Origin of the sequence: Corallincola holothuriorum (assembly GCF_003336225.1) — a bacterium.
GTDB lineage: Bacteria > Pseudomonadota > Gammaproteobacteria > Enterobacterales > Neiellaceae > Corallincola > Corallincola holothuriorum.
Window position 1 is genome coordinate 123,025 of the sequence record NZ_QPID01000008.1, and the last position, 24,143, is coordinate 147,167.

A 24,143-nucleotide genomic window follows, 5' to 3' on the forward strand; every position below is an offset into this window, starting at 1 on the left:
TAAGAGTCTACAAGCGACTTAGACGTTAAAGCGGAAGTGGATCACGTCACCATCTTTAACGATATATTCCTTACCTTCCAAACGCCATTTACCCGCTTCTTTTGCTCCGGATTCACCGTTGTTAGCAATATAGTCGTCAAAGCCAACGATCTCTGCGCGAATAAAGCCCTTTTCGAAATCGGTATGGATCACACCCGCCGCCTGTGGTGCGGTAGCGCCGACTTTTACCGTCCAAGCACGTACTTCTTTTACGCCGGCGGTAAAATAGGTATGCAGATGAAGCAGTTCATAGCCTGCACGGATAACACGGTTTAAGCCTGGCTCTTCAAGACCCATCTCTTCCATGAATTCCGCTTTATCTTCATCGTCGAGCTCAGCAATTTCTGATTCAATAGCGGCACACACTGGCACAACAACGGCATTTTCTTCTGCTGCAATCTCACGAACTTTATCTAGATATGGGTTGTTTTCGAAGCCATCTTCATTGACGTTGGCAATGTACATGGTTGGTTTGCCGGTGAGGAAGTTCATGTAGCGGATAGCGGCTTGCTCTTCCTTGGTAAGATCCAAGGCGCGCACCATTTTGCCCTCTTCGAGGTGGGCAAGGACCCGCTCAAGAACTGGCATCTCGAACTTGGCTTCAGCATCGCCACCTTTGGCTTTTTTAGCTACACGCTGAATGGCGCGTTCACAGCTTTCCATATCTGATAGCGCTAATTCGGTATTGATCACATCAATATCATCGGCAGGATCGATACGCCCTTCGACGTGGACGATATCATCATTTTCAAAACAACGAACAACGTGGCCGATGGCATCGGTTTCACGGATATTGGCAAGGAACTTATTACCCAACCCTTGGCCGGTGGAAGCGCCTTTGACCAGTCCGGCGATATCGACGAACTCCATTGTTGTCGGCAATATGCGCTGCGGATCTACGATCTTAGCCAGTTGATCCAAGCGTAGATCTGGAACGGGTACCACGCCCGTGTTGGGCTCGATAGTACAAAACGGGAAGTTGGCTGCTTCAATGCCAGCCTTAGTCAGTGCATTAAACAGGGTAGACTTGCCGACGTTAGGCAAACCAACGATGCCACATTTAAAACCCATTTTGATTATCCCCAGAAGTTAATTACTCGGCTTTAAAGCCGTGAAGTCTGTTCATGGCTTTGACTAAGCCATCTTTGACCAGGATGTCGGTGCAGCGCACGGCTTCATCAATGGCCTGATCGATCTGATCTTGCTCTTTACTCGGTGCTTTACCCAGTACATAGCCAGTGACCAGATTTTTGTCGCCGGGATGGCCAATACCGATCCGCAGACGATGAAAGTTCTTATTGTTTGCCAAGCGGGCAATAATATCTTTTAGTCCGTTATGCCCACCATGGCCACCGCCTTGCTTAAACTTGGCGACTCCGGGTGGCATATCCATCTCATCATGGGCGACTAACACCTGTTCAGGGGCTATACGATAAAAATTCGCCAATGCGCCAACGGCTTGACCGCTGCGGTTCATGAAGGTCGATGGAATTAACAGACGAACGGTTTCGCCGTTCAATTGGATCTGGGCAGTGCGCCCATAGAACTTGCTTTCCGCCTTAAGAGTTGCACCGTGGCTACGGGCAAGTTCTTCAACATACCATTCACCGGCGTTGTGGCGGGTTCTTTGATATTCGGGGCCTGGATTACCCAGGCCCACAATCAGTAGGATATCTTTGCTCAAGTGTGATTACCCGGGCAATTATTCCTCAGAGGCTGCTTCTTCAGCATCGCCAGCTTCAGCTTCGTCGTCAGCAGCAGCGCCTTTCGGTGCAGCAATACCAACCAATGCTTGGTCGTGACCTTCGCCTTTGCCCAGTTCAACTAAAACAACGCCTTCTGGCAGTTTAATGTCGGACAGGTGCAGAGTTGAGCCTTGCTCCAAGTCAGCAACATCAACTTCGATGAACTCAGGCAGATCTTTAGGCAAACAAGCAACTTCTACTTCAGTGATGTGGTGAACAACAACGCCACCCGCTTTCACTGCTGCTGAAGTGTCTTCGTTAAGGAAGTGAACTGGTACTTTAGTGTGAATTTCGTGAGTCGCATCAACGCGCAGGAAATCCAAGTGCATGATCTTTGGCTTATAAACGTGACGCTGAACATCTTTCAGCAAAGCTTCAACCTTCTCACCGCCGATGTTCAGGGTCAGAATGTGGCTATAGAAACCTTCATTTTCAGACGCTTTGAATACCTTGTTATGGGCCAAAGTCAACGAAACGGCTTCTTTGTCACCGCCATAGAGGACTGCAGGAACTTTATCCGCGTGACGTAGGCGGCGGCTCGCACCTTTCCCCAGGTCTGTACGAATTTCTGCATCCAGAGTGTAGAGATCAGACATGTGTGTAACTCCAATTAAGTAATTTTTGCCCGTCTTTTGCGACCAAAGAACGGACCCTGCCTTCAAAAGGCGCGGTATCCTAACACTTCACACCGACACGCTCAATTTAAAAAGCAAGAAAGGAGCCTAAAGGCTCCTTTCTTTTCACGAAGACAGCGAACAGATTAACTAAACATCGCTGAAATCGATTCTTCATTGCTGACGCGACGGATCGCTTCGGCCAACAGACCGCTCATGGTGAGCTGGCGAACATTAGGCAGTTTTGCCATGTCTGGGTGCAGCGGAATAGTGTCTGTGACAACGACTTCATCAATCACGGAGTCACGGATGTTGTCGATCGCACTGCCTGAAAAGACAGGGTGAGTTGCGTAGGCAAATACACGTTTAGCGCCGTGAGACTTCAATGCTTCGGCTGCTTTACAAAGTGTACCACCGGTATCGATCATGTCATCAACTAAGATACAGTCGCGGCCTTCCACATCACCAATGATATTCATTACTTGAGACACGTTGGCTTGTGGGCGACGCTTGTCGATGATCGCGAGGTCGGTTTCTAACAGCTTCGCCATGGCGCGTGCGCGTACAACGCCGCCAATATCGGGAGACACAACAATCGGTGCTTCAAACTGCTTTTGCTTGAGATCGTTGAGCAAGATAGGTGTACCGAATACGTTATCAACAGGGACGTCGAAGAAGCCCTGGATCTGCTCAGCATGAAGGTCAACGGTCAATACGCGGTCTACACCAACGCTAGACAGGAAGTCAGCAACCACTTTGGCTGTGATAGGTACACGTTGTGAGCGTACGCGACGATCCTGGCGGGCATAACCAAAGTAGGGGATTACCGCAGTGATTCGGCCAGCTGAGGCGCGACGCAGGGCGTCAACCATAACAATCAATTCCATGAGATTGTCATTGGTCGGTGCACAGGTGGATTGGATAATAAAGATATCCAGACCACGGACGTTTTCTTTAACCTCTACGCTGATTTCACCGTCACTGAAACGGCCGACAGTGGCGGAACCCAGTTTGATGTAAAGACGTTCGGCAATCTTTTCTGCGAGTTCCGGTGTAGCGTTTCCGGCAAAAAGCTTCATATCAGGCACAGGCTGACCCTCGGAGCATTAAAAGTAAGTGGCTGGGATACCAGGATTCGAACCTGGGAATGGCGGGATCAAAACCCGCTGCCTTACCGCTTGGCGATATCCCAATAACATGTCTTGGTTTACGTATTCAGATACTTTAGCAGAGGAGATGAGTTGATACCTTGTGCAACAAAGCCTTGGTAGGTATCGGCTGCTGCAGCAAGGCAGGCATTTGCCTGTATTTGACTGTCAAACTGTGCAAAAACACAGCTGCCTGTCCCCGTCATCCTAGCCGGCGCGTATTCTAGCAACCACTGTAAGGCCTTTTCAACCACAGGGTGCTTGTCACACACCAGTTTTTGACAATCATTGTTGAGCTGCCACAAATCTTCGGGCAGTTTCTCCAGTTTTTTTGTATTTCTTGGTAAGGCCGGATCGCAGAACACCTCTGCGGTGCTGACATGGCAATCAGGCCGTAATACCACGTACCAAGGTTCTGGCAATGTCACTGGGCGTAATTTTTCACCGACACCTTCGGCGTAGGCGGCTTTACCACGGACAAACACCGGTACGTCGGCGCCAAGAGACAGGCCTATATCTGCTAGCTGCGCTTCAGATAACCCTAGTTGCCAAAGCTGATTGAGACCATGGAGCGTTGTCGCTGCGTTTGAGGAGCCTCCGCCAATACCACCGCCCATTGGTAGCCGTTTTTCCAATTTAATGTCAGCGCCTAGCGTGCATTCAGTTGCTTGCTGCAGTTTTTTGGCTGCTTTTATAATTAAATTGTCGGCATCAGCCACCCCAGGTAATGATGGGGATAAAGTGAGTTCGCCATCACTGCGCAAGTGAAAGCGTAAGGTGTCGCCGTAATCCACAAACTGAAACACTGTTTGCAATTCATGGTAGCCATCAGTGCGGCGGCCATTGATGTGTAAAAACAGATTCAGTTTGGCTGGACTGGGCAGTGTCAGTGCCGTGTTCGTTGTTTGCGCTTTCATTGATCTTGGAGTTCCCACTTGCTGATCACCAATTTAATCGTGATCTCTGGGCCGTGTATGGTCATTTTTCTTGGCAGCCAATGGCCACCTGCTTGTTGATACTCACGATAGTCTATTTGCCAAAGTAAACCGTCGTCGGTTTGCAACGATTGACTGGCAAGCTTGCCGCTACTGTCTAACACATGTTTTGCGTTTGGCTGACTGAGTCGTCCTAAGATCCAATCGGGGAGGGTGCTGACAGGGAGGCGCCAGCCTGTTGTTTGGTAGATCAGACGTTCTGGTGCGCGGGAGTGATAGGTTTCGCCATCGACTTTTAATACCGCTTGGTATTTATCACCTTCAAGCTCCATTAAAGAGGTACCAATGAAGCTGGTGAGCATTAACTTGTAGTCAGCCCCAGCAAGTTGCCAGTTGAGATTTGCCGTATTGGATTCTTCAGCTGTTTTGATCGCTACTTTGCCACGCACCTGCCAGTGTGACAGCGTTGTCAGTGATTGCTGGTGCTGGGCAAAAGCTTGTGCAGGATCCGCGACCTCCGGGGCTTCCACGACAGGAGTTTGCGGGCAACCGAATAAAAACAGGCTGAAAAAAAGCAATAAGCTGGTGGCAGCGTAAGGGCGAAAACAGTGAAATGCAGATCTCATTATGTGCTCTTATTTATAACGGTTTTTGTCGAGCAATGTTGGTTCGCGTGGATGGCTAAGCAACAAGATGTGGTTGGCAAGTATACCTTGGCGGTTTAAGCAGGCAACTGTTCGACTTCCTTGTTGGCGCCGATTTACGTAAAATCATCGGATTGAGTATAAATTAATGATGGTTTGTTTTCTTCATGGCGCTATACGCCTTCGGTATTAATCATAAAACCGCTTCGGTTTCGGTCAGAGAGCAGGTGGCATTTTCGCCCGACACTCTGGTCGATGCGACGCGTGCGTTGCAGGCGAATAATGGTGTCCACGAGGCTGCTATTGTATCGACCTGTAACCGTACCGAGATCTATTGTCATGCTGACGATGGGTTGGCTGAAAACCTGGCTGCCTGGTGGGCAAATTATCATGGATTACCCCAAGCGCTGCTGAATGACTGTCTCTATCAATATCAGGATAATGACGCAGTGCGTCATTTGATGCGGGTTGCCAGTGGGCTCGATTCCTTGGTACTGGGTGAGCCACAGATCTTGGGGCAGGCAAAGCAGGCGTACGCATCAGCGCGAGCGGCGAATACGCTGGGTACTATTTTAGATCGCCTTTTTCAGCAAGCGTTTAGCGTGGCCAAACGGGTGCGTAGTGAAACTGAAATTGGTGCCAGCGCAGTTTCTGTCGCCTATGCCGCAGTGAATCTGGCGAAGCATATTTTTGGCTCGTTGGATAAAAGCCGGGTGATGTTAGTGGGAGCGGGTGAGACCATCGAACTGGTGGCGCAGCATCTGGCGGAGCAAGGCGTGCGCCAGATAGTTGTAGCAAATCGAACGGTACCGCGGGCGTTGGAGTTGGCTGATCGTTTTCATGGCGAAGCGCTGACGCTTAGTCAGATCCCCGAGCGCATGGCGGGTGCCGATATTGTCATCAGTTCGACTGCTGCGCCGCTGCCAATCATTGGCACCGGCATGGTCAGTGCCGCACTTGCTGAGCGTAAACGCGCGCCGATGTTGCTGGTTGATCTGGCCGTTCCTCGAGATATCGAGGCACAGGTGGGAGATCTTGATGATGCTTACCTCTATACTGTCGACGATTTACAAGGGATCGTGGAGCAGAATGTGGCCTCCCGCCAAGAGGCTGCGGCGGAGGGAGAGCAGATCATTGCGGATTACGTGGTCGCCTTTGAAGGATGGCTGCGTGGTCAAAGTGCGGTAGACACCATTCGTTCTTACCGTCAACTTGCTGAAGAGACCCGTGACGAGTTACTGGAGCGGGCATTGAAGAATTTGCAGTCAGGGGTTTCACCTGAACAGGTGTTGAATGAACTGGCTTATAAATTGACCAACCGACTTATCCATTCTCCGACCCGGGCGTTAACTGACGCAGGACAGGCGGGCGAATTGGAAAAACTCAATCTAATAAGAGATGTACTGGGCTTAGATCTGATTAAGAACGGCTAACATCTTATTCCGAGGAAAGATGAAACCATCTATCTACGCAAAATTAGAAGCGCTGAATGAGCGCTATGAAGAAGTACAGGCGCTATTGGGTGATCCTGGCACCATTGCTGATCAAGACCGCTTTCGCGCGTTGTCGAAAGAATACTCTCAGCTTGAAGAAGTGATCCAAGGATTCCATCGTTATCAGCAGGCCGAGCAAGATCTGGAAGCGGCTGAAGAGATGCTTAAAGATGATGATCCCGAAATGCGCGAGATGGCGCAGGACGAGTTTAAAGAAGCAAAGTCTGCGGTAGAGCAGCTCTCTGATGAGTTGCAGATCTTGCTGATCCCTCGCGATCCGAAAGATGACAATAACGCCTACCTTGAGATCAGGGCTGGGGCCGGTGGTGATGAAGCCGCGATTTTTGCCGGTGATTTGTATCGTATGTATGGTCGCTATGCCGAGCAGCTGGGTTGGAAGATGGAGCTGGTCAGTGCCAATGAGGGCGAACATGGCGGCTATAAAGAGGTCATTGCCCGCGTTGTCGGCAGTGGTGTCTATGGTCGGATGAAATTTGAATCTGGCGGACACCGTGTGCAACGGGTACCTGAAACTGAGTCGCAAGGACGGATCCATACATCAGCTTGTACTGTGGCGGTGATGCCTGAGGTTCCAGAAGCGGAAGCGATTGAGATCAACTCTGGCGATCTGCGCGTCGATACCTTCCGCGCCAGTGGCGCTGGTGGACAGCACGTTAACAAAACTGACTCGGCAATCCGTATTACTCATATCCCGACGGGTGTTGTGGTTGAGTGTCAGGATGAACGTTCACAGCACAAAAACCGAGCTAAGGCGATGAGCGTGTTGCAGGCTCGACTGCAGGCTGCTGAAGATGAAAAACGCCAGGCCGAAGAAGATACGATGCGTCGCAGCTTAGTAGCAAGTGGCGATCGATCTGAGCGGATCCGTACCTATAACTTCCCCCAAGGGCGGGTTAGCGATCATCGGATTAATCTGACTTTATATCGCTTGGCAGAAGTGATGGAAGGCGAACTAGACGCAGTGTTGCAGCCCATTATCCAAGAGCATCAGGCGGATCTACTCGCTGCGTTGGCGCAAGACAACTAAGACCGTTGGTCGGGATAGCTCGCGATATGCACTCCATAGCCGCCTTACTGCGCTGGGCGAAATCAGCTTTGGCTGACTGTTCTGATTCGGCCTCTTTGGATGCCGATGTGTTGCTCTGTTTTTTGTTGGATAAGCCTCGTAGCTATCTTTTGACTTGGCCGGAAAAGGAGCTGGATGAAGAGACTGAATTGGCTTTTCGTCAGCTCGTGGCGCAGCGGATCGCAGGTCATCCTGTGGCTCATTTAACGGGAGTGAGAGAGTTTTGGAGCCTACCGTTGGCGGTGAGCCCTGATACGCTTATTCCCCGTCCTGATACCGAAGTTTTGGTGGAGGTTGCATTAGATTTACCTCTGCCTGCGTCTGCGCGAGTGGTTGATTTGGGTACTGGTACCGGAGCGATTGCCCTTGCGTTGGCGAGTGAGCGGCCGGCCTGGCAGATTTATGGCGTAGATCGCATGGCGGGTGCTATCACGTTGGCAAAAAGCAATGCTCAGCGCCTTGGATTAGAGCGATGCCAGTGGCAACAAAGTGATTGGCTCGCTTGCTTCAGTCGTTCACCATTGTTCGATTTGATAGTGAGTAACCCTCCCTATATTGATGCCAATGATCCCCATCTGCGTGAGGGGGATGTGCGTTTTGAGCCATTGTCTGCCTTGGTGGCAGAGGAGTCTGGCTTAGCTGATATTCGCACGATTTGTGAACAGGCTAAAACCCACTTAACTTCACCGGGTTGGTTGTTGATAGAGCATGGTTGGCAGCAAGGCGCGCAAGTCGCAGCGTTGTTTGAAAGTGCCGGTTTCGTGGATGTGAAAGTGATAAATGATTATGCCGGGAACCCTAGGTGTACCTTGGGTTGTTGGCAAAGAGATAGCGAACAGATTCACGAACCAGAGTGAATGATGGGATGAAAGCAATACAGCAGATGATGGAGAAAAATGATGTTGGCTGAGAACTATATGATGTTGAAACACCTGCATATGACGTTTGCAGTGCTGAGTATTTTTCTTTTTGTGTTTCGCTTTTTTCTACAGCAATTTGCAGTAGGAATGGCGTCTGCTAAGTGGTTGAAAATTCTACCTCATGTCAACGATACATGCTTGTTGCTGACTGCGGCACTGCTGGCAATCGCTTTGCAGCAGTACCCACTAAGTGACGCTTGGCTGACTGAGAAAGTGTTGCTGTTAGTGGTTTATATCGTCTTGGGCCTGTTTGCCTTGAAACTCGGTAAAACTGCCACCATAAAGCGCATATCCTTTGTTCTCGCTGTGGCTACATTTGGTTTTATCCTCTACTTGGCTCGTAGCAAAGCGCCGATGTTGCTGGGATAAGCCTGTGGAACTTAGTAAAAATTTAGATAGAGAAAATTTAAAGTTGACTGTGCAGTTTGATATTAAAGCCGTGACCGCGAGGTCGTTAGAGCTATCTTCGAAATTACAGAAGCGTTTTGTTACAGCGCAAACCTTGCTGCACCTAGATAAGTGGGCATGGGATGCGGCACAGCGTACAGCCTATTATGATTCGATGGATGCCAGGCTTGCAGCTTTTCATGAATATCTTTATCAAGAGCTAAAGTTTCGGCCACAAGCGGAAAATTGTTTAAGCCCAGATAATGGCTTAGTTGACAGAGTGATAGAGCAGTCTGCTGGTAGCCCTATCGTGATGTCTATGCTGTATCTTTACCTGTTGCAATACAGTGAGATCCCTTGTGCTATCGTCGAGTACCCCGGCGCAGTCTTGGTACGTATTGATGATCAGCAATTGGGATATCGCTATATCGATGCTACGGACGGTCGTGAGTTGCGCTTTGCTGAAATGGAAGCTCGATTGCGCGGTATTCGCGGTGATCTGGCTCGTTTGTCAGACGATATGCTGCAACCGATTGATGAGGATCAGGCATTGAGTCGTTTGCTATTGGGTTTAAAGGCGGCATTGATCCGTGAGGAGCGCTTCGCGGAGGCTTTGATTTGCTGTGAGCAACTGCTGATTTTGAATCAGGATGACCCATTTGAGGTGCGAGACCGAGGGTTTTTATTACAGCAGTTGCAATGCTTTCCGTTGGCTTTAAAGGACTTTGAATTCTTTTTGCAAAAATGTCCCGATGATCCCTCGGCGCCGCTGCTAAAAACTCAAATGCGTCAAATGGCTAGCGAACAGGTTGTGTTCCACTAATCTTAGGTCAGGTGCTGTCGCAACCGGCAATGACGGTACCCATTTGTATAACTTATTCAGCAACCCCAATTAAGAGAGATTGTTATGGCACAGCAGGTTGTGAAGATTGGCGATATTCAAGTAGCAAACCAGGCTCCTTTTGTACTGTTTGGTGGTATGAATGTTTTGGAATCGCGAGACATGGCGATGGCGGTTGCTGAGCATTATGTGACCGTAACCGAGAAGCTGGGGATCCCTTATGTTTTTAAAGCCAGTTTTGACAAAGCTAATCGCTCTTCTGTGTTCTCTTATCGTGGACCAGGGATGGATGAAGGGCTAAAAATATTTGAAGAGCTTAAAAGCACTTTCGATATACCAATTATCACGGATATCCATACCTGCGAGCAGGCTGCGCCGGTCGCTGAGGTGGTGGACGTTATCCAATTACCGGCATTTTTGGCACGGCAAACCGATCTGGTTGAAGCGATGGCGAAAACCAATGCGGTTATCAATGTCAAAAAGCCGCAGTTTCTTAGCCCCGGGCAGATGAAGAATATTGTCGATAAATTTGCCGAGTGTGGGAATGAGCAGATCATTCTTTGTGAACGCGGTAGCTGCATGGGCTACGACAACCTCGTCGTTGATATGTTGGGTTTCGGCGTGATGCGAGACGCCTGTGACAATGCACCGATGATTTTTGATGTTACCCATGCCTTGCAGTGTCGAGATCCGCTAGGTGCTGCATCTGGTGGTCGTCGCCATCAGGTGACAGAGTTAGCACGTTCCGGTATGGCCGTTGGCTTGGCAGGGCTGTTTTTGGAATCTCACCCTGATCCTGAAAGCGCTCGTTGCGATGGCCCTAGTGCACTGCCACTAAACAAGCTGGAAGCCTTTTTGTCTCACGTTAAAGCGGTTGATGATGTGGTGAAATCGCTGCCGGATGTTGATACCAATTCCTGATGATTAACAAGCTCCCGCCGCTTAATGCGGTTAAGACTTTTGAAGCGGCTGCCCGCCATTTAAGCTTCACTCGAGCGGCGGAAGAGTTGTTTGTAACGCAGGCGGCGGTCAGCCACCAGATAAAAGCACTGGAATCCTTTCTCGGTGTGCGCCTCTTTCGGCGTGCCCATCGTACTTTGCTGCTGACGGAAGAGGGACAAAGTTACTTTCAGACAGTCAGCCCTCTGTTGCGCGCTTTGTCAGAAGCGACGGATAGAATGATGGCGATGCGGGCCAGTGGTGCGTTAACTGTCAGTCTTACGCCGAGTTTTGCTATTAGTTGGTTGGTTCCCCGGCTAAGTGAGTTTAGTGCCAAGTACCCTGAAATTGATGTACGGATTAAAGCCGTGGATAAAGAGTCTGGCCCATTGGATGATGACGTGGATGTTGCATTCTTCTACGGACGTGGTCGCTGGCCGGGTTTGGAATCGTGTAAGCTGCACTCAGAGTATCGAATCCCTGTTTGTGCGCCGCAGTTATTGCAGGGTACCCATCCGCTGAAAACGCCTAATGATCTGCAATACTACTCACTACTTCATGACGGTAGCCGTCAAGACTGGAAGCGTTGGCTGCGACAAGCATCGGCTAAACACGTCAATGCTAATGTCGGCCCGATATTTAGCCATTCAACTATGGCGTTACAAGCCGCTATTTTGGGGCAGGGAGTGGCGCTAGGGCATACCACGCTTGCTAGGCCAGACATCGAGAGTGGCCGCCTGGTTGTGCCGTTTAAAACCGCCATGTTGAGTCGTGATTCCTATTTCCTGGTCTTTCCAGACGAGGATGTTGATAACCCGAAGGTGGTTGCGTTTAAGGCGTGGGTGATGGAACGGGTGATGAAAGAGCAAAATTATTTAGTCGGGATCCAACCTGAGCCGATGGATGGCTCATATGAGTGAGCCGCTTCCGATCCAACTTATTAGTCAAGCTGATAAACCTATTGCCCGTATGATCATGGCCCATGGGGCGGGTGCGGGTATGAATTCTGAATTCATGGCGCAAATGGCTTCGCTTGTTACTGCGCAGGGGATTGAGGTTATACGTTTCAATTTTCCCTATATGGTCAAAATGATAGATGAGCAACGGCGACGTCCCCCCGATCGTATGCCGATTTTGATCGCGGCCTTTAAACAGGTTATGCAGCAATTTGATGATGAACTGCCATTGTTTCTTGCCGGCAAGTCGATGGGGAGCCGTGTGGCCGCTAATGTGGCTGCAGAGACTGAAACGGCACTTGGGCTGGTCGCTTTTGGCTACCCATTTCATCCGCCTGGTCAGCCAGATAAGTTGCGCCTGGCGGAACTGCATAGTTGCCAAGTACCGACGTTGATCTTGCAGGGGCAACGGGATCCATTTGGTAAAGAGGATGAATGGCCAGGTTTTAAGCTGCCCAATGATGTGTCGATTACCGCGGTTATTGATGGCGAGCATAGCTTTATTCCGCGTAAGCGCAGTGGAACGACTCTCGCGGAGAATATGATTTTTGCGGCATCGCAAGTGGCTAAATTTGTAAATCAGCAAGTCACCGTTGTCGGCGATAAGAGATAAAAATAGTTATGAAAAAAATTGCCACGATAGCGGCGCTGATGATGGCGACGGGAATAGCCTTGGGTGCTTTTGGGGCTCATGGTTTAAAGCATCGTTTGTCGCCAGAGTTAATGGCGGCCTTTAATACTGGGGTGCAATATCAGATCTATCATGGCTTAGGCGTACTGGCACTCGTCGCTTTGTCTCTTTACAGCAAAGTGTCGCTGCGTAGTGAAGCCATTTGGTTAATTCTTGGGGCGACCCTGTTTAGTGGAAGCCTTTACCTGTTGGCAGTTTCAGGTATAGGTGTTATCGGTATGATCACCCCTATAGGGGGCTCTGCCTTAATCTTAGGCTGGTTATTAGCCGCCAAAAAACTTTGGCAGGAGATGTCATGAACGCGCTGTTACTTTATTGTCGGCCCGGGTTTGAAAAAGAGTGCGCCGCAGAGATCACGCAGCGCGCTATGAGTGTATCTGCAGGCTATGCGGAAGCAAAGCCAAACACAGGTTATGTCTTGTATCGATGCTTCACTGAAGGCGATGCGGAATATTTGGTTCGCCGCTTGCAGTTCTGGCGTCTGATTTTTGCCCGCCAGATGATCGCTTGTGTTGCCCATTTGCAGGATATGTCGGTTGAAGATCGTATTTCTGAAGTTGTAGCGGCCGCGTCAGAATTTCCGCTATGCGGAGAATTGATGGTGGAGCCGGTTGATACCAACGAAGGTAAAGAGCTGAGTAAGTTCTGCCGTAAGTTTTCGGTGCCATTACGCCAGGCGTTACGCAAACATAGAAAGCTGACAGACAAGCCGAAAGCGGACAAACCCGTGTTTCATCTGTGCGTACTTGATGGGGCTGAGATGATGTTGGGTTACTCGATTCCAGGCAACAATAGTCGCTTTGAAATGGGAATACCGAGGCTACGTTTGGCTAAAGATGCTCCTAGTCGATCAGCGCTGAAGTTGGAAGAAGCTTTCATGACATTCGTCCCCCCGGAGGAGATGGAGAAGCGTGTTACATCGGGCATGAATGCTGTTGACCTTGGCGCCAGTCCCGGAGGTTGGACTTATCAACTGGTGCGCAGAGGCATGATGGTATCTGCGGTCGACAACGGCCCGATGGATGAAGGGCTGATGGAAACCGGTCAGGTGAAGCACTTCATGGCGGATGGCTTTGGCTTTGAACCAAAACGTAAAAATATCACCTGGCTGGTATGCGACATGGTAGAAAAGCCTGGCCGCATAGCTCGTTTGATGGGCCAGTGGCTAGCTAATCGTTGGTGTGAAGAAGCGATATTTAACTTAAAACTGCCAATGAAACAACGTTTCAGCGAAGCAGAACGCTGTTTAGAGCTAATGAAGCAGTTCTTACGAGATGAAGGTGTAAGATACCAAGTGACAGCGAAGCACCTCTATCATGATAGAGAAGAGATCACTGTACACTTGCGTCGGGAGCCTCGTCGAGACCGATAGATGCCCAGGCGCTCGCGCCGGGTACTATGCAGTCGTATTTATACCACTGCACACAGATTTGAACAGGGTGGCGCTGCCCGGGCTTCATTTGTGCGGCGCCGCATTCAACTTCGCCTTTTCTAATGTTAACCACTTGCCCGTACTTATGTTGGCCATCAAAGACACTGTAGCTCGGGCAAGCATTATCCGGCCATGAATCCAGCTCAGAGAGTGGCTGTTGGGCGACGAACTCTTTTAATTCTTGCTCTGGTTGTTTACCCGCTTCGAAGTAAAAACCGCGACACCAACGTTGAGTATGTCTATCGAGATCGCAGTCACCTGCTTGAAGTTGCATTTCTGCTGCAACTTTCTTTGCTACCGTTGGCGTGGCTTGCAACTTGGGGCGGTAGGTTTTGGGCTTGAGCTGCTCTTCGTAATCGGGAAGTTGATAGGTGTCACCTTCAATCTGGGTATGAGCATTTGCTAGGCGAGGCACTTCTGTAACATCAAAGCTATGTTGGCTATGCATCCAGAATCCCCAAGCGAATAAGCCTAAGCCTACAGGGATAGACAACATGAACGGACGAAATGCATAAGCGGCACCGACGCCCCAGTTTCGAGCGAAACAGGAAGCTCCAGCTACGCCCCATATGATCACCGCCAAATATACTGTGGTCGGTAGCGTTGGATTAGTACGTAATACGCCGTCCACAACAAAAAGGGCGGTTGCCGCCAAAATTAACAGGCTGAAAACCCAACGAATCAATACCAGCAATCTACTTCTCCTAAAACAGTCGGTGCCCGTTTACCGACAGATCGTTGATTCTACCACTGTTCATAAAATCAGCAAGCTAATCGAGTGGTGTGTAGGGGTGATATTGTTGAATAAATGTATTAAAGGTATTTTTAAGCTGACTATCGTTGATACTGAGTGAAACAGCTAATTCCTTGGTTTCTTTGTTTGTTAACGTCATTTCACCCGTTGCCATAAAGTGCTGATAAAGCTGGCTACAAAGTTTTAACAGGTGAGCGTAGCCGATCGCTTTTCTGCTGGCATTCGGGGCAACACGTTCTGCGGCGAGGAGCAGCGCGTTCAGGGCGAAAGGTGGAAGCTGCCAGCGCTTGGCGAAGGCAAGGCTTAGCGATTCCAATCGCAGGTTGTCCTGCTGTTTGAACCAAAATCCGGGACGTTGCCCGTCGTTTTGTATGTTGGCTGGGCGGGTGGCAATGAGTTCGGGAGACAATAGAAAGCCCGCACATTGAGCTGTGGAAATGATGCGGGTCTTCTCCATATCTGCAAATTTGGTTTGCTCTGCCATGAGAGAACAAAAAGCGCTATAGCACTCAATCAGTGAACTAAGTGTTCGTTGATATGGCCCAGCGTTGGCCTCAAGGGCTTCTAGCATAGCGTTACGCTGCACTAAGGGAGATGCACGCTCGAGTCCTAGCATCATTAAGATCTGTTTCGGGTCGCTGACGTTAAGCTGACGCCGGCTTAAACGTTGGGCTTGCTGCGCTAAACGCGACAATAGGGAGGGGTATTCGGTTAATAATCTAGCTAATGCTGGTATGTCAGGCTCTTCTAATTCAAATAGGTAAGCCACTTCTGTAATTTTTTCTGGGCTGAGTGTTTCTTGCCGGGCTATTTGTAGGCCGTCAAGTAAGGTGATGGATTGTGCTTGCATCTGCTGCCAGCCACGGATCAGTCGAGCGAGAAAGTGACGTCCCTTGTCGATCTGGGTGGGGTAGCGCTTTATTATGCCGCTGATATTGCACTGCTGAATATCCAGATCTTTAGTGACCACAGAGGTGATAATAGCTTCGCGCCTGTTTTGCCGGCCAATCACTATGGCATGTTGTTCATCTTCGGTCTTAATGACAGCCCCTGGCTGAATAGGTGCGAAGATCTGTGCGGTTTTATTAATTAGCTGTCGATCAAAGGCGTGCCGTCTGCGGCCTAAGGCGTAGCGGATGATTTGTCTGGGACGTAAGCCTGTGCGGTTGGCTCGGGGACAAATCTGTTCAGAAAAAAAACTGCACCAACTCAGTAGCCTGACCGCTGGTGTCAGCTGATAGCCGGCGAGAGCTGGGTAGCCAGAGCCGTCCATTTTGGCTGCATGCCCAGCGACAGCTTCGAGCCAAAGTTCGGAGGTGACTCCTGCGGCACTCAACCACTGCTTGGCACGATCACCACGGTTATGCCATTGCAGTGTTTCTTGCTCGTTAAAACGGGTGCCATCAAAGCGATTATTGTTTAACTGCAAGTCAGCAATATCTTTGCTGATGGCCGCAGCGATCAATGGTACGACGTGGTGGCTGCTCCAATGGCTTTGATAACCAAGTGCACAGGTCAAGATGGCACAATTGAGCGCTTCGTTAACTGCCAAACTAAACTTGTCATTGTGCAGCGACAGGTGGGCAATGACCACCGGGGCATCAAGAGGGTAAGACTGATAGATGATTTTTGCTAATTTGTGTACGCCAACGACAAATTGACTCGATGGCCCGTCGGTGCTCAAGTGAAATAGCTTATCCACCGCCAGATAAAGAGTATCAGGGTGTTTAATATGTAATGACTTGTCTACTGCTTTAGTTTTCATGACGTAACAGCTGTCGCTAAAAGGTTATAGGTGATTCACCATGGGATCACTGTACCATCGTAGTTCAACATGCGTCCTATTTGATTTTCATCGATATTTTCGATCACTCTTACCATGCTGTCGACTGACTTTGTGGTTGATATTAAGGCATTCGCACCACCCATCTCGGTTTGTACCCAGCCAGGATGAAGCGCGACAATTTTTATCTCATGGTTGTATAGATCCAGAGCAAGGCTTTTGACTACGGCATTCAGGGCTGCTTTGGAACTGCGATAGATATAACTTCCACCAGAGCTATTGTCTGCCATGCTCCCCATTTTGCTACTAATACAGACCATGATCTTTTGCTGGCTTTGCGCTACCTGTTGTTGAAACGCCTGACAAACCAAGAGTGGTGCGATGGCATTGGTGGTAAATACTTTTTGCCAGTCGTTTTGACTAATCTCGCCGAGAACAGAGCCTTTTGGTCCGTAAACACCTGCGTTATTGATCAGGATGTCGATGCGGGCAGTGCTCAGTTTATTTGCTAACTGTTCAATGCTTTCCGGAGCGTCAACATCTAGGGTATGCATTTGCAGCTGGTCTTTATGAATGCGCTTCAACGAATGCAACTGATGTGCTTCGCCAGGATGACGGCAGCAGGCGATGACTTGATCTCCTTGTTGCAGATACTTTTCGACAAAGGCTAGGCCGATACCTCGGTTTGCCCCTGTGATCATGATGGTTGATGAGTTAGTCATGACTTGCTCTCTGATAGCGAATATCGCTCATGGAAAACCCCAGTGGGATCTCCGTCCTGTACGTCAGTATTTTAAAGTTAGTGTGTAGCTTTTCCTGTTGCTCATGCAGCTTTAATGAAATTTTTTCCGGTATATCGTCAGCCCGTAGCAATGCGTCGATGGTGGTATAACGATTGAGTAAAGAGCTGGCCGTCTTCGCACCAACACCTTTGATACCTTTGATGTCATGACTATTGCTTCCGACCAGCGCATTGAACAAAGGTAGCTGATGGGGATGAAGCTGGTAGCGTTGTTGATAGAAATTGATGTCCAGAAATTGTCGGGCGAAACAATCCCATTGGTGTACCTGTGGCGACAGAAGTTGTCCGAATCCGTGGTCAGTGGAGATGATGATAACATCGGCGTGGTGACACGACTTGCTGCTTAGTGTCGCGATTAGGTCATCCGCTTCATCTGACTCTGACAGTAGCGAGTCGACTCCCATCTGCCAAAACGCTTCTTGTATCTGTTCTAAGCCTAGCTTCAGTGCGCTGGGCATTCCTTTGCGACTAATTTTATAATTCGCCAATAAGTCTCGGCGCCAATTGGGTTGATCACCATCGAACACACACAGGGCGTGGGTCGGTCTGTGCTGTTTAACGACACGATTCAGGGTCTGTGTGCAGCGTGATAGCGTTTGTTCTAGGGCATTGTGTTCAGAATGACGAGAGCAGGCAGCATAGATACGGCGCACCATATTCATGCCATCAAGCAATATAATGCGTCCTCGTTGGCCGGCTTTTTTATTAAGCGCGGACGGTGTAACAGGGGACATAGTCGCTTCCGGGCAATTTCATGCGTTGCTGTTCGACAAACGCTCTGAGTAGTTTATCTAACATCTTCATTAGCATCGGATCACCATTGATCTCAAATGGTCCGTGTTTTTCAATCGCTTTCATTCCCTCTGCTTTTACATTGCCGGCAACAATAGCAGAGAAGGCACGTCTTAGATCGGCGGCAAGTGCAGCTTTATTTTGATCTTTGTGCAGGTTGAGCGCAGCGATATTGTCATGGGTAGGCTCGAACGGTAGTTGAAATTCGGGTTCGATTTTTAACGACCAGTTAAAATGATAGGCATCACCAATAGTCTTTCGATACGCGCGTACATCAGGCATTGATTCTTTTAACACGCGAGCGGCTAGCGATGGATCGCCTATCACTATGCGATATTTATTTTGTGCTTCAGGACCTAATGTGGCACCAACAAATTGATCTATTTGATGGAAGTACTCTGCAGACTCTACAGGCCCTGTGAGCACTATAGGGAAAGGTTGCTTGGCATTTTCTTCATTGAGTAATATCCCGAGCAAATACAAAAGCTCTTCGGCCGTACCTACGCCGCCGGGGAAGATGATAATACCGTGAGCAACGCGAACGAAGGCTTCTAAACGTTTTTCTATATCTGGCAATATCACCAGTTCATTAACGATAGAGTTGGGCGGTTCGGCGGCAATAATGCTGGGCTCTGTTAGTCCAAGGTAGCGACCATTTCTGACTCGTTGCTTGGCGTGGCTAATGGCGGCGCCGCGCATCGGGCCTTCCATTGCTCCTGGACCACAGCCTGTGCAGACATTGAGTTGTCGGAGTCCGAGGGCATGACCTACTTCGAGGGTATATTGATGTTCGATATCGGAGATAGAGTGGCCACCCCAACACACCACCATATTGGGATCTGATTGCGAATGCAGTGCTCCAGCATTACGCAGAATATCAAAGACAACATGAGTTAGGTGTTGAGAGTTGGTCAGATTGATATAGGCATTGTTTTGGTACCTGTCACTGACATAAACGATGTCTCTGAGAACAGAAAATAGATGCTCTTGTATGCCCCGAATAATCTCGCCATCAACAATCGCTTCTTCCGGGGGGTTGATTAATTCGATTTTAACCCCACGCTCTCGGCGTAATACATTGATATCGAAACTTTTATAACGCTCAAGGGTTTCTTTGCTGCTATCGGTTTTGCTGCCAGAGTTCAAAACCGCCAATGAGCAGTTCCGATACAGGCGATAGAGTTGACTGGTGGAACTGGCTTTTAATCGTTCGACTTCTAATGGGGACAACAACTCCATGCTGCCGGAGGGACTTATTTGGGTGATCATAGGGCACCTCTCATAGGAGAAAGCCCCCAGCTATTGGGGGCATGATGATTTGGGAGACGGATAGCTATTTGATAACGAGTTGATTCCGGCCACTTTCTTTCGCTGCGTACAGCGCTTGATCGGCGCGCTCGAATACGGTTTCGGTGTTTTCACCTTTATTAAAGGTTGCCAGGCCGATAGACACGGTTACCGTGACATTTTGTCCCTTAAATTTAAAGGGCAGTTTTGATACCGCAATACGTAGTTTATTCATCGGTTGTGTGGCCGATTCAGCAGTTTGCTCCGGTAGGATCAACACAAACTCTTCACCGCCGAAGCGACAGATAAAGTCGGTTTTTCTAACTGTTTTACCGAGTAGCTTAGCGATTACCTGAAGGGTCTTATCACCGGCGATATGGCCGTAGGTATCGTTAATGTTTTTGAAGTGATCGAGATCTAACACGGCAATAGAGAGATCTCCGCCGTAGCGCTTCCAGCGTTGATATTCGATCTCTAATCGTTCATTGAAGGCTGCTCGGTTAGGCAGTTGAGTGAGACTGTCCAGGTAAAGCTGTTGCCGCTGTTCGTTCAACCTACTGCGATACGATTTAGCGTCCTCTTCTAGGGTATCAATACGATTTTGCATCGCCATCAGCAACTCGTTGAGACTTTGCTCCTGCTCGGCTAAACGTTCTCTTTTCTCTAATGCACTGGCGATCTCTTGCAGATGCAATCGGACTTTCTCTTTTAATAAATCGAGATCATTGGCCGCATCAACTTCTGCCCCCAGCTTCTCTATCTGGGTCTTTAATGCACTGTTAACCTCACGGCTTTGTTCGGTCAGCAGTTGAGAATTTTGCAGGGTTTGGGTGACGGCACCATAAACAGTGCTAAGTGCTTCATTGAGGTGGTTTAAAAACGCTTCTGATGACTTTCTTTCTTGTTGGACACTTTCCACCAAGAGTTTTATTAGTTCAATACAGTAACTAAGTAACTCATCAATATCGTTGGCCAGGCCGACTTTTTGTTTCAGTTGTTTGAGCCGAGTATTGGCTTCGTTATCAAACTCTACTTCGGTCATCAGTGCTAGCAATTCGTCACTGAATTCCCGCTTTAACTCTCTAACCTGTTGCGGTGCAGCTGTGTCGCCACTGCCAGCGGCATCGTACGCGTGATTATAGAGTTCAACGAGCTTTTGCAGATGGGGTAGAAAATCGTAAACAGACTGTTCGACTTTACCGCTTGAATCTATTAATGAGCGCAGATCTCGGCGCAACTGAGGTGGTAACCCTCGCCACTGCTGAAGATTTTTGCCTGATGTTTGGAACTGGTCTCTGGTGTAGCTGAGCTGCTTTTCAACATGGCTGGTGTGACTATTGAGCAACTGATCGATGCTCAACAACAATTTGTTGGCTTTCTCAATACTAAGGTTTTCTGTTAAATGACCTCGGAGTAATGCCAACTTGTTGTCGAGCTCAATGTTTTGCCCTTTACATGCGAGGGATAACTTATTTATCAGCTTATAAAGTGCCGCCGCTTCCTGTTTGTAGCGGACTTCGAGTTGCTGGTAAGCCTGCTGAGATTGCTGCAACTTTTGGCTGACCAATGCAATATTTGCACTTGCTGGTGCGGATTCCGTCATCATTATCTTCCTGAACTTACCACTGGCATCCACCTACTCTTGGAATTCAACTATAAACATAGCGTCTTTTACAACTATTTGATGATTGAATTCAGATATCAGTCATTAGGCCATTCAATCAATTGTTTATCGTGTGACGCTTGTACCTTTACTAAGCCTTTTCTTAAGCCTAACAAGCATCCTGTTCTTGCGTCATTATTGAACAGGGTGCCGGGCGTTGCATCGATCGCATGGAGTGTTACCCAGGCCGACTCGCCATTGATAACTCGCAGTTGATTAGCGCCATTTAAAGCCAAAACCAGTAGCTCGGGAAGGTTATTGCTGTCTATGGCTCGGCTTGCTTTTGATAAAAATGGCATACTAATAACACCAATAGAGTACAGTCGGGCGCGCTCAGACAGTGCCAATGCCTCAAATATGTCGTCGAGAATGGCTTGCACCTTCTTTACTGCTTGCGCTGATGTCAGGTAATTCGTTCCCGTTAAGCAAGCGCATAGGACATACTCTCTTGGGTGAAAAAATTTCAGCTCAGAGGTTATATTGGCTTGAATTAATTCGCCAAACTTAGCATCAAACAGCCGCCCTGCTTTAAACCCTTTTTGAACATAAACCTGCTTTAGTACAGGTAGCTCAATCAACAAGTAAAAGCTTTTGTGGTCTTTGCCTTGAGCATCACTTTCACTATAGAAAATTTCATGTTGCTTTTGTGCATCAGTGATTTTCTGTTTGAGGAAGTCATGCAAATGTTGTGTCCCCAGAAGTCCTGTCGTGGGGTGGAGGAATTGCTGTTTTTTTAATTCGACCGTCTGCCGTTTATTGCTTAGATAAAGGCGCAGAATGAGTATCAACAGCAGTATGCATATGGCTGTTATAGCCAATGAAATTATCAACCAGCTACTCTGTTGCTCATGTTCTATAGATGTATCTTCAAGCTGATTTCTTAAGCTTTGGAGAGTACGTTGTAATTGCTGCTGTTGATAGCGCTCGTCTGATACTTGAGCGGGGGGTAACAGCGCCTTATCAGGCCGCTGGTAATCACTCGCCTTACGTTGATGGTGGTAGGCGTCTGCAAACAATTCTTTGTCAGCGTAAAGCGTGGCCAATAGCAAGTGTGCTTCTGCCGGGGTAAACAGGTACTCACTTTCAGAAGAGAGTTTAAGTGATTGATGAGCGTGTTGCAGAGCCTCATTTACACTGTTTTGCTTATGTTTTAGTTTTGCCATCAACAGGTGAGATGCGCCAAGGTAATGATCTCTGCTGGCGGTTGTTAACTCCTGGAGCGAGCGTTCAAGGTAGCGCTGCGCATTGACGTAATCGTCTTGATGGAGATAGATCTGGCCAATATTATGATATAGCAGCCCGAGTTTCGTGGCTGTTGGGTGGTTTCTTGTTAGTTCTAATGCATTTAGGTAATGCAGCAGTGCGGTGTCGTACTGTCCTTGCTGTTCGTAGATAGTGCCTAAAAAGTTTAAACTATGGGCTAAATTCGAATCATCATTAAGAGATTGATAAATCTCTGCTGATCGCTCTACATAGTCTTGTGCTCTGGAGTAGTTTGACAGCTGTTTATAAACCAACCCTAGGCGACCAAAAATATACGCGGACAAGCTATCGTCTTTTGCTTTTTCAGCGATTGAAAGCGCCGATAAAAGGTACTTTATTGCCTGCTGCGATTGTAACAGCCCCTTGTAGGATTGGGCTAAATACACCCTTGTCCATGCCTTTAACAGTGGGTCATCAGTTTTTTGCGTTAGCGCCAGCGCGGCTAACATATGCTGACTGCCGAGGCTAAATTGTGCTTGATCGTTATAGGCGCGGCCAATGGCTTCATGCAGGGCATGCTTAAGTAGGCGAGGGGATGCCCCCGAATTATTGGCGAGTAATTGCAGGGCGCGGTCGAAGCGCTTGATCGCTGTGGGTACATCGTTATCAAAATAAGCCGCTATTCGTCCTTCAATTAATAGTGCTTCGGCTTCCAGGGTGCTATCGGGGGAGCTGGCGATTTGCCGTTGAGCAAAGTGCAGATGGTGTTTTGCTTTTTCCGCTTCGCTTTTTTCTTCGACATAAGTTGCCGCAACTAGGAGATGAGCACGGGCTAACAGCTGACCATCGGCTAGTGTTTCTGCGCCGGTTAACTCGGTGAGGATCAGTTCTCTGGCTTTTTGCGGGTTCTCAATTAACAGCGAGCGAGCTTCCGTGAGCAGATCCAAAGCTGCGTCGGTACCCCACGCAGGTGTATGGAAGAGCAAGATGCAGAAAACAAAGGATAGTTTTTTCAACAAGCCACTGACGTAATTAATAAAATGTTTCTGCATAGTAAAAGTTCTGACAGCAAATCGCGACCCTATTATTGCCGTGCCATTCTAATATTCGTTGGCATTGGTTCAAAATTACTTCTAAATGGATTGATATCTAATCCCCCTCGTCTTGTATATCTTGCATAAACAGTGAGTTTATCTAACGCGAAGCGAGATTGTAGGTCAGTAAAGATCCGTTCAACGCACTGCTCATGAAATTCATTGTGATTGCGAAATGACACTATGTATCGCAGCAGCGAGGCGTGGTTAATCTGTTGGCCTGTGTAACTGATCATGACGCTTCCCCAATCGGGTTGATTGGTGATCAGGCAATTTGATTTGAGTAGATGGCTTTGCAGTTTTTCACTAACAATTTTTTTATCGCTACCTGCTTTGAGAAGCGCTGGTTGGTAGTCATAATCAGTGATGTCGATATCTTGGTTATCAATGAGCTCGGCGTCAAAGCCGGTAATTTTTTGCTTTTCAAAGCTATCCAGCGTTGCCAACGACACATCAACTTCTGCCTCTGCGCACTTGGAAAGGTCCTGCTTTAATACCATTTTCACCGTTGCCCAATCGGAGAACGTGTGCTGGTTGAAGCTATTCAGGTACAGTTTAAACGACTTCGATTCAACCAAATTTGTGGAAGTGCAGGGTATGGCGAAGGTAGCAATGGCTACCTGAGGTAAGCCCTTTTCGTTTAACCATGATAATTCATAGCCAGTCCAGATATCACCGCCGTGGAACGGGAGGTCACTTGTCACTCCTATCTGTTCACGATTTAGGCGTCGTGGCACGGGTTGTAACAACTCGGGAGCGTAGTGCTGGCGATATTCGGTCTTTTCGCCCAGAGCGAGGTTAGATAGATCAGGGTGATTGTCGTAAGCGCTAGTCATAATAGAACTTGGTTGGTTAAACTGATGCCATTGTAACGCTTATTTGGAACCTCAAGAA

General features: G+C 48.5%; 24 protein-coding genes and 1 tRNA gene. 10 read left to right on the plus strand and 15 right to left on the minus strand.

Annotated elements, in window-relative coordinates:
* Positions 1 to 18 precede the first annotated feature (18 nt).
* From ychF to lolB, 7 genes are all read right to left on the minus strand, one after another.
* On the minus strand, positions 19 to 1,110 hold the full coding sequence (ychF, locus tag DU002_RS13690; protein ID WP_114338955.1) for a redox-regulated ATPase YchF: 1,092 nt from the start codon (positions 1,108 to 1,110) through the stop codon (positions 19 to 21).
* A gap of 22 nt (positions 1,111 to 1,132) precedes the next feature.
* Complete coding sequence (gene pth, locus DU002_RS13695; RefSeq protein ID WP_114338956.1) at positions 1,133 to 1,723, minus strand: aminoacyl-tRNA hydrolase; 591 nt, start codon at positions 1,721 to 1,723, stop codon at positions 1,133 to 1,135.
* 18 nt (positions 1,724 to 1,741) lie between these two features.
* Positions 1,742 to 2,380, minus strand: a complete 639-nt coding sequence (locus DU002_RS13700) for a 50S ribosomal protein L25/general stress protein Ctc (RefSeq protein ID WP_114338957.1) — start codon at positions 2,378 to 2,380, stop codon at positions 1,742 to 1,744.
* A gap of 164 nt (positions 2,381 to 2,544) precedes the next feature.
* Positions 2,545 to 3,486, minus strand: a complete 942-nt coding sequence (locus DU002_RS13705) for a ribose-phosphate pyrophosphokinase (RefSeq protein WP_114338958.1) — start codon at positions 3,484 to 3,486, stop codon at positions 2,545 to 2,547.
* A gap of 29 nt (positions 3,487 to 3,515) precedes the next feature.
* Positions 3,516 to 3,590: transfer RNA gene (locus DU002_RS13710), tRNA-Gln, on the minus strand.
* Between the two features lie 15 nt (positions 3,591 to 3,605).
* Entirely contained in the window at positions 3,606 to 4,463 is an 858-nt protein-coding gene (gene ispE / locus DU002_RS13715; protein ID WP_114338959.1) for a 4-(cytidine 5'-diphospho)-2-C-methyl-D-erythritol kinase, read from the minus strand.
* Positions 4,460 to 5,107, minus strand: coding sequence for a lipoprotein insertase outer membrane protein LolB (gene lolB / locus DU002_RS13720; protein ID WP_114338960.1), 648 nt, complete (start codon positions 5,105 to 5,107; stop codon positions 4,460 to 4,462). The genes ispE and lolB overlap by 4 nt, the downstream gene beginning before the upstream one ends.
* A gap of 185 nt (positions 5,108 to 5,292) precedes the next feature.
* Between lolB and hemA the strand changes: the two genes are divergently transcribed.
* The 10 genes from hemA to rlmM all read left to right on the plus strand — a co-directional run bounded on the left by hemA (position 5,293) and on the right by rlmM (position 13,811).
* On the plus strand, positions 5,293 to 6,558 hold the full coding sequence (gene hemA / locus DU002_RS13725) for a glutamyl-tRNA reductase (protein WP_114338961.1): 1,266 nt from the start codon (positions 5,293 to 5,295) through the stop codon (positions 6,556 to 6,558).
* Positions 6,559 to 6,577: 19 nt separating this feature from the next.
* Positions 6,578 to 7,666, plus strand: coding sequence for a peptide chain release factor 1 (gene prfA / locus DU002_RS13730; RefSeq protein ID WP_114338962.1), 1,089 nt, complete (start codon positions 6,578 to 6,580; stop codon positions 7,664 to 7,666).
* A gap of 26 nt (positions 7,667 to 7,692) precedes the next feature.
* Positions 7,693 to 8,562, plus strand: a complete 870-nt coding sequence (gene prmC, locus DU002_RS13735; RefSeq protein ID WP_114338963.1) for a peptide chain release factor N(5)-glutamine methyltransferase — start codon at positions 7,693 to 7,695, stop codon at positions 8,560 to 8,562.
* 39 nt (positions 8,563 to 8,601) lie between these two features.
* Positions 8,602 to 8,994, plus strand: coding sequence for a SirB2 family protein (locus DU002_RS13740; protein WP_233496503.1), 393 nt, complete (start codon positions 8,602 to 8,604; stop codon positions 8,992 to 8,994).
* A gap of 4 nt (positions 8,995 to 8,998) precedes the next feature.
* Entirely contained in the window at positions 8,999 to 9,835 is an 837-nt protein-coding gene (locus tag DU002_RS13745) for a SirB1 family protein (RefSeq protein WP_158538061.1), read from the plus strand.
* A gap of 84 nt (positions 9,836 to 9,919) precedes the next feature.
* Entirely contained in the window at positions 9,920 to 10,774 is an 855-nt protein-coding gene (kdsA, locus tag DU002_RS13750) for a 3-deoxy-8-phosphooctulonate synthase (RefSeq protein ID WP_114338966.1), read from the plus strand.
* On the plus strand, positions 10,774 to 11,712 hold the full coding sequence (locus DU002_RS13755) for a transcriptional regulator GcvA (RefSeq protein WP_114338967.1): 939 nt from the start codon (positions 10,774 to 10,776) through the stop codon (positions 11,710 to 11,712). Before kdsA ends, DU002_RS13755 begins: the two co-directional genes overlap by 1 nt.
* Entirely contained in the window at positions 11,705 to 12,361 is a 657-nt protein-coding gene (locus tag DU002_RS13760) for an alpha/beta family hydrolase (protein WP_114338968.1), read from the plus strand. The genes DU002_RS13755 and DU002_RS13760 overlap by 8 nt, the downstream gene beginning before the upstream one ends.
* An 8-nt stretch (positions 12,362 to 12,369) precedes the next feature.
* Positions 12,370 to 12,738: a DUF423 domain-containing protein gene (locus tag DU002_RS13765; protein WP_114338969.1), complete on the plus strand. Its 369-nt coding sequence runs from the start codon at positions 12,370 to 12,372 to the stop codon at positions 12,736 to 12,738.
* On the plus strand, positions 12,735 to 13,811 hold the full coding sequence (rlmM, locus tag DU002_RS13770) for a 23S rRNA (cytidine(2498)-2'-O)-methyltransferase RlmM (protein ID WP_114338970.1): 1,077 nt from the start codon (positions 12,735 to 12,737) through the stop codon (positions 13,809 to 13,811). The genes DU002_RS13765 and rlmM overlap by 4 nt, the downstream gene beginning before the upstream one ends.
* On the opposite strand, the gene DU002_RS13775 is transcribed toward rlmM, so the two are convergent.
* From DU002_RS13775 to queF, 8 genes are all read right to left on the minus strand, one after another.
* Positions 13,771 to 14,565, minus strand: coding sequence for a hypothetical protein (locus tag DU002_RS13775; RefSeq protein WP_114338971.1), 795 nt, complete (start codon positions 14,563 to 14,565; stop codon positions 13,771 to 13,773). The two genes, rlmM and DU002_RS13775, sit on opposite strands and share 41 nt — an antisense overlap.
* Before the next feature lie 76 nt (positions 14,566 to 14,641).
* The gene (locus DU002_RS13780) at positions 14,642 to 16,390 is read right to left on the minus strand and encodes an HD domain-containing phosphohydrolase (RefSeq protein WP_114338972.1); all 1,749 of its coding nucleotides are present in this window, start codon (positions 16,388 to 16,390) and stop codon (positions 14,642 to 14,644) included.
* Between the two features lie 35 nt (positions 16,391 to 16,425).
* Positions 16,426 to 17,130: an SDR family oxidoreductase gene (locus DU002_RS13785; RefSeq protein WP_114338973.1), complete on the minus strand. Its 705-nt coding sequence runs from the start codon at positions 17,128 to 17,130 to the stop codon at positions 16,426 to 16,428.
* Entirely contained in the window at positions 17,123 to 17,944 is an 822-nt protein-coding gene (xni, locus tag DU002_RS13790; RefSeq protein WP_114338974.1) for a flap endonuclease Xni, read from the minus strand. Before xni ends, DU002_RS13785 begins: the two co-directional genes overlap by 8 nt.
* Positions 17,916 to 19,271, minus strand: coding sequence for a nucleotide 5'-monophosphate nucleosidase PpnN (gene ppnN / locus DU002_RS13795; protein ID WP_114338975.1), 1,356 nt, complete (start codon positions 19,269 to 19,271; stop codon positions 17,916 to 17,918). The genes xni and ppnN overlap by 29 nt, the downstream gene beginning before the upstream one ends.
* Positions 19,272 to 19,335: 64 nt before the next feature.
* Positions 19,336 to 20,895, minus strand: coding sequence for a GGDEF domain-containing protein (locus tag DU002_RS13800; protein WP_114338976.1), 1,560 nt, complete (start codon positions 20,893 to 20,895; stop codon positions 19,336 to 19,338).
* Positions 20,896 to 20,990: 95 nt separating this feature from the next.
* Entirely contained in the window at positions 20,991 to 23,207 is a 2,217-nt protein-coding gene (locus DU002_RS13805) for a tetratricopeptide repeat protein (protein WP_114338977.1), read from the minus strand.
* 32 nt (positions 23,208 to 23,239) lie between these two features.
* Positions 23,240 to 24,085: an NADPH-dependent 7-cyano-7-deazaguanine reductase QueF gene (gene queF, locus DU002_RS13810; RefSeq protein ID WP_114338978.1), complete on the minus strand. Its 846-nt coding sequence runs from the start codon at positions 24,083 to 24,085 to the stop codon at positions 23,240 to 23,242.
* Positions 24,086 to 24,143: the final 58 nt, after the last annotated feature.

What these genes read in the sequence shown, in the direction of transcription:
- ppnN (WP_114338975.1), bottom strand. Translation starts at nt 19,271, where the DNA reads ATGATCACCCAAATAAGTCCCTCCGGCAGCATGGAGTTGTTGTCCCCA.
- kdsA (WP_114338966.1), top strand. Translation starts at nt 9,920, where the DNA reads ATGGCACAGCAGGTTGTGAAGATTGGCGATATTCAAGTAGCAAACCAG.
- lolB (WP_114338960.1), bottom strand. Translation starts at nt 5,107, where the DNA reads ATGAGATCTGCATTTCACTGTTTTCGCCCTTACGCTGCCACCAGCTTA.
- DU002_RS13800 (WP_114338976.1), bottom strand. Translation starts at nt 20,895, where the DNA reads ATGATGACGGAATCCGCACCAGCAAGTGCAAATATTGCATTGGTCAGC.
- DU002_RS13700 (WP_114338957.1), bottom strand. Translation starts at nt 2,380, where the DNA reads ATGTCTGATCTCTACACTCTGGATGCAGAAATTCGTACAGACCTGGGG.
- ispE (WP_114338959.1), bottom strand. Translation starts at nt 4,463, where the DNA reads ATGAAAGCGCAAACAACGAACACGGCACTGACACTGCCCAGTCCAGCC.
- hemA (WP_114338961.1), top strand. Translation starts at nt 5,293, where the DNA reads ATGGCGCTATACGCCTTCGGTATTAATCATAAAACCGCTTCGGTTTCG.
- ychF (WP_114338955.1), bottom strand. Translation starts at nt 1,110, where the DNA reads ATGGGTTTTAAATGTGGCATCGTTGGTTTGCCTAACGTCGGCAAGTCT.
- DU002_RS13785 (WP_114338973.1), bottom strand. Translation starts at nt 17,130, where the DNA reads ATGACTAACTCATCAACCATCATGATCACAGGGGCAAACCGAGGTATC.
- xni (WP_114338974.1), bottom strand. Translation starts at nt 17,944, where the DNA reads ATGTCCCCTGTTACACCGTCCGCGCTTAATAAAAAAGCCGGCCAACGA.
- DU002_RS13780 (WP_114338972.1), bottom strand. Translation starts at nt 16,390, where the DNA reads ATGAAAACTAAAGCAGTAGACAAGTCATTACATATTAAACACCCTGAT.
- prfA (WP_114338962.1), top strand. Translation starts at nt 6,578, where the DNA reads ATGAAACCATCTATCTACGCAAAATTAGAAGCGCTGAATGAGCGCTAT.
- rlmM (WP_114338970.1), top strand. Translation starts at nt 12,735, where the DNA reads ATGAACGCGCTGTTACTTTATTGTCGGCCCGGGTTTGAAAAAGAGTGC.
- DU002_RS13805 (WP_114338977.1), bottom strand. Translation starts at nt 23,207, where the DNA reads ATGCAGAAACATTTTATTAATTACGTCAGTGGCTTGTTGAAAAAACTA.
- DU002_RS13755 (WP_114338967.1), top strand. Translation starts at nt 10,774, where the DNA reads ATGATTAACAAGCTCCCGCCGCTTAATGCGGTTAAGACTTTTGAAGCG.
- DU002_RS13740 (WP_233496503.1), top strand. Translation starts at nt 8,602, where the DNA reads ATGATGTTGGCTGAGAACTATATGATGTTGAAACACCTGCATATGACG.
- prmC (WP_114338963.1), top strand. Translation starts at nt 7,693, where the DNA reads ATGCACTCCATAGCCGCCTTACTGCGCTGGGCGAAATCAGCTTTGGCT.
- DU002_RS13765 (WP_114338969.1), top strand. Translation starts at nt 12,370, where the DNA reads ATGAAAAAAATTGCCACGATAGCGGCGCTGATGATGGCGACGGGAATA.
- queF (WP_114338978.1), bottom strand. Translation starts at nt 24,085, where the DNA reads ATGACTAGCGCTTACGACAATCACCCTGATCTATCTAACCTCGCTCTG.
- DU002_RS13760 (WP_114338968.1), top strand. Translation starts at nt 11,705, where the DNA reads ATGAGTGAGCCGCTTCCGATCCAACTTATTAGTCAAGCTGATAAACCT.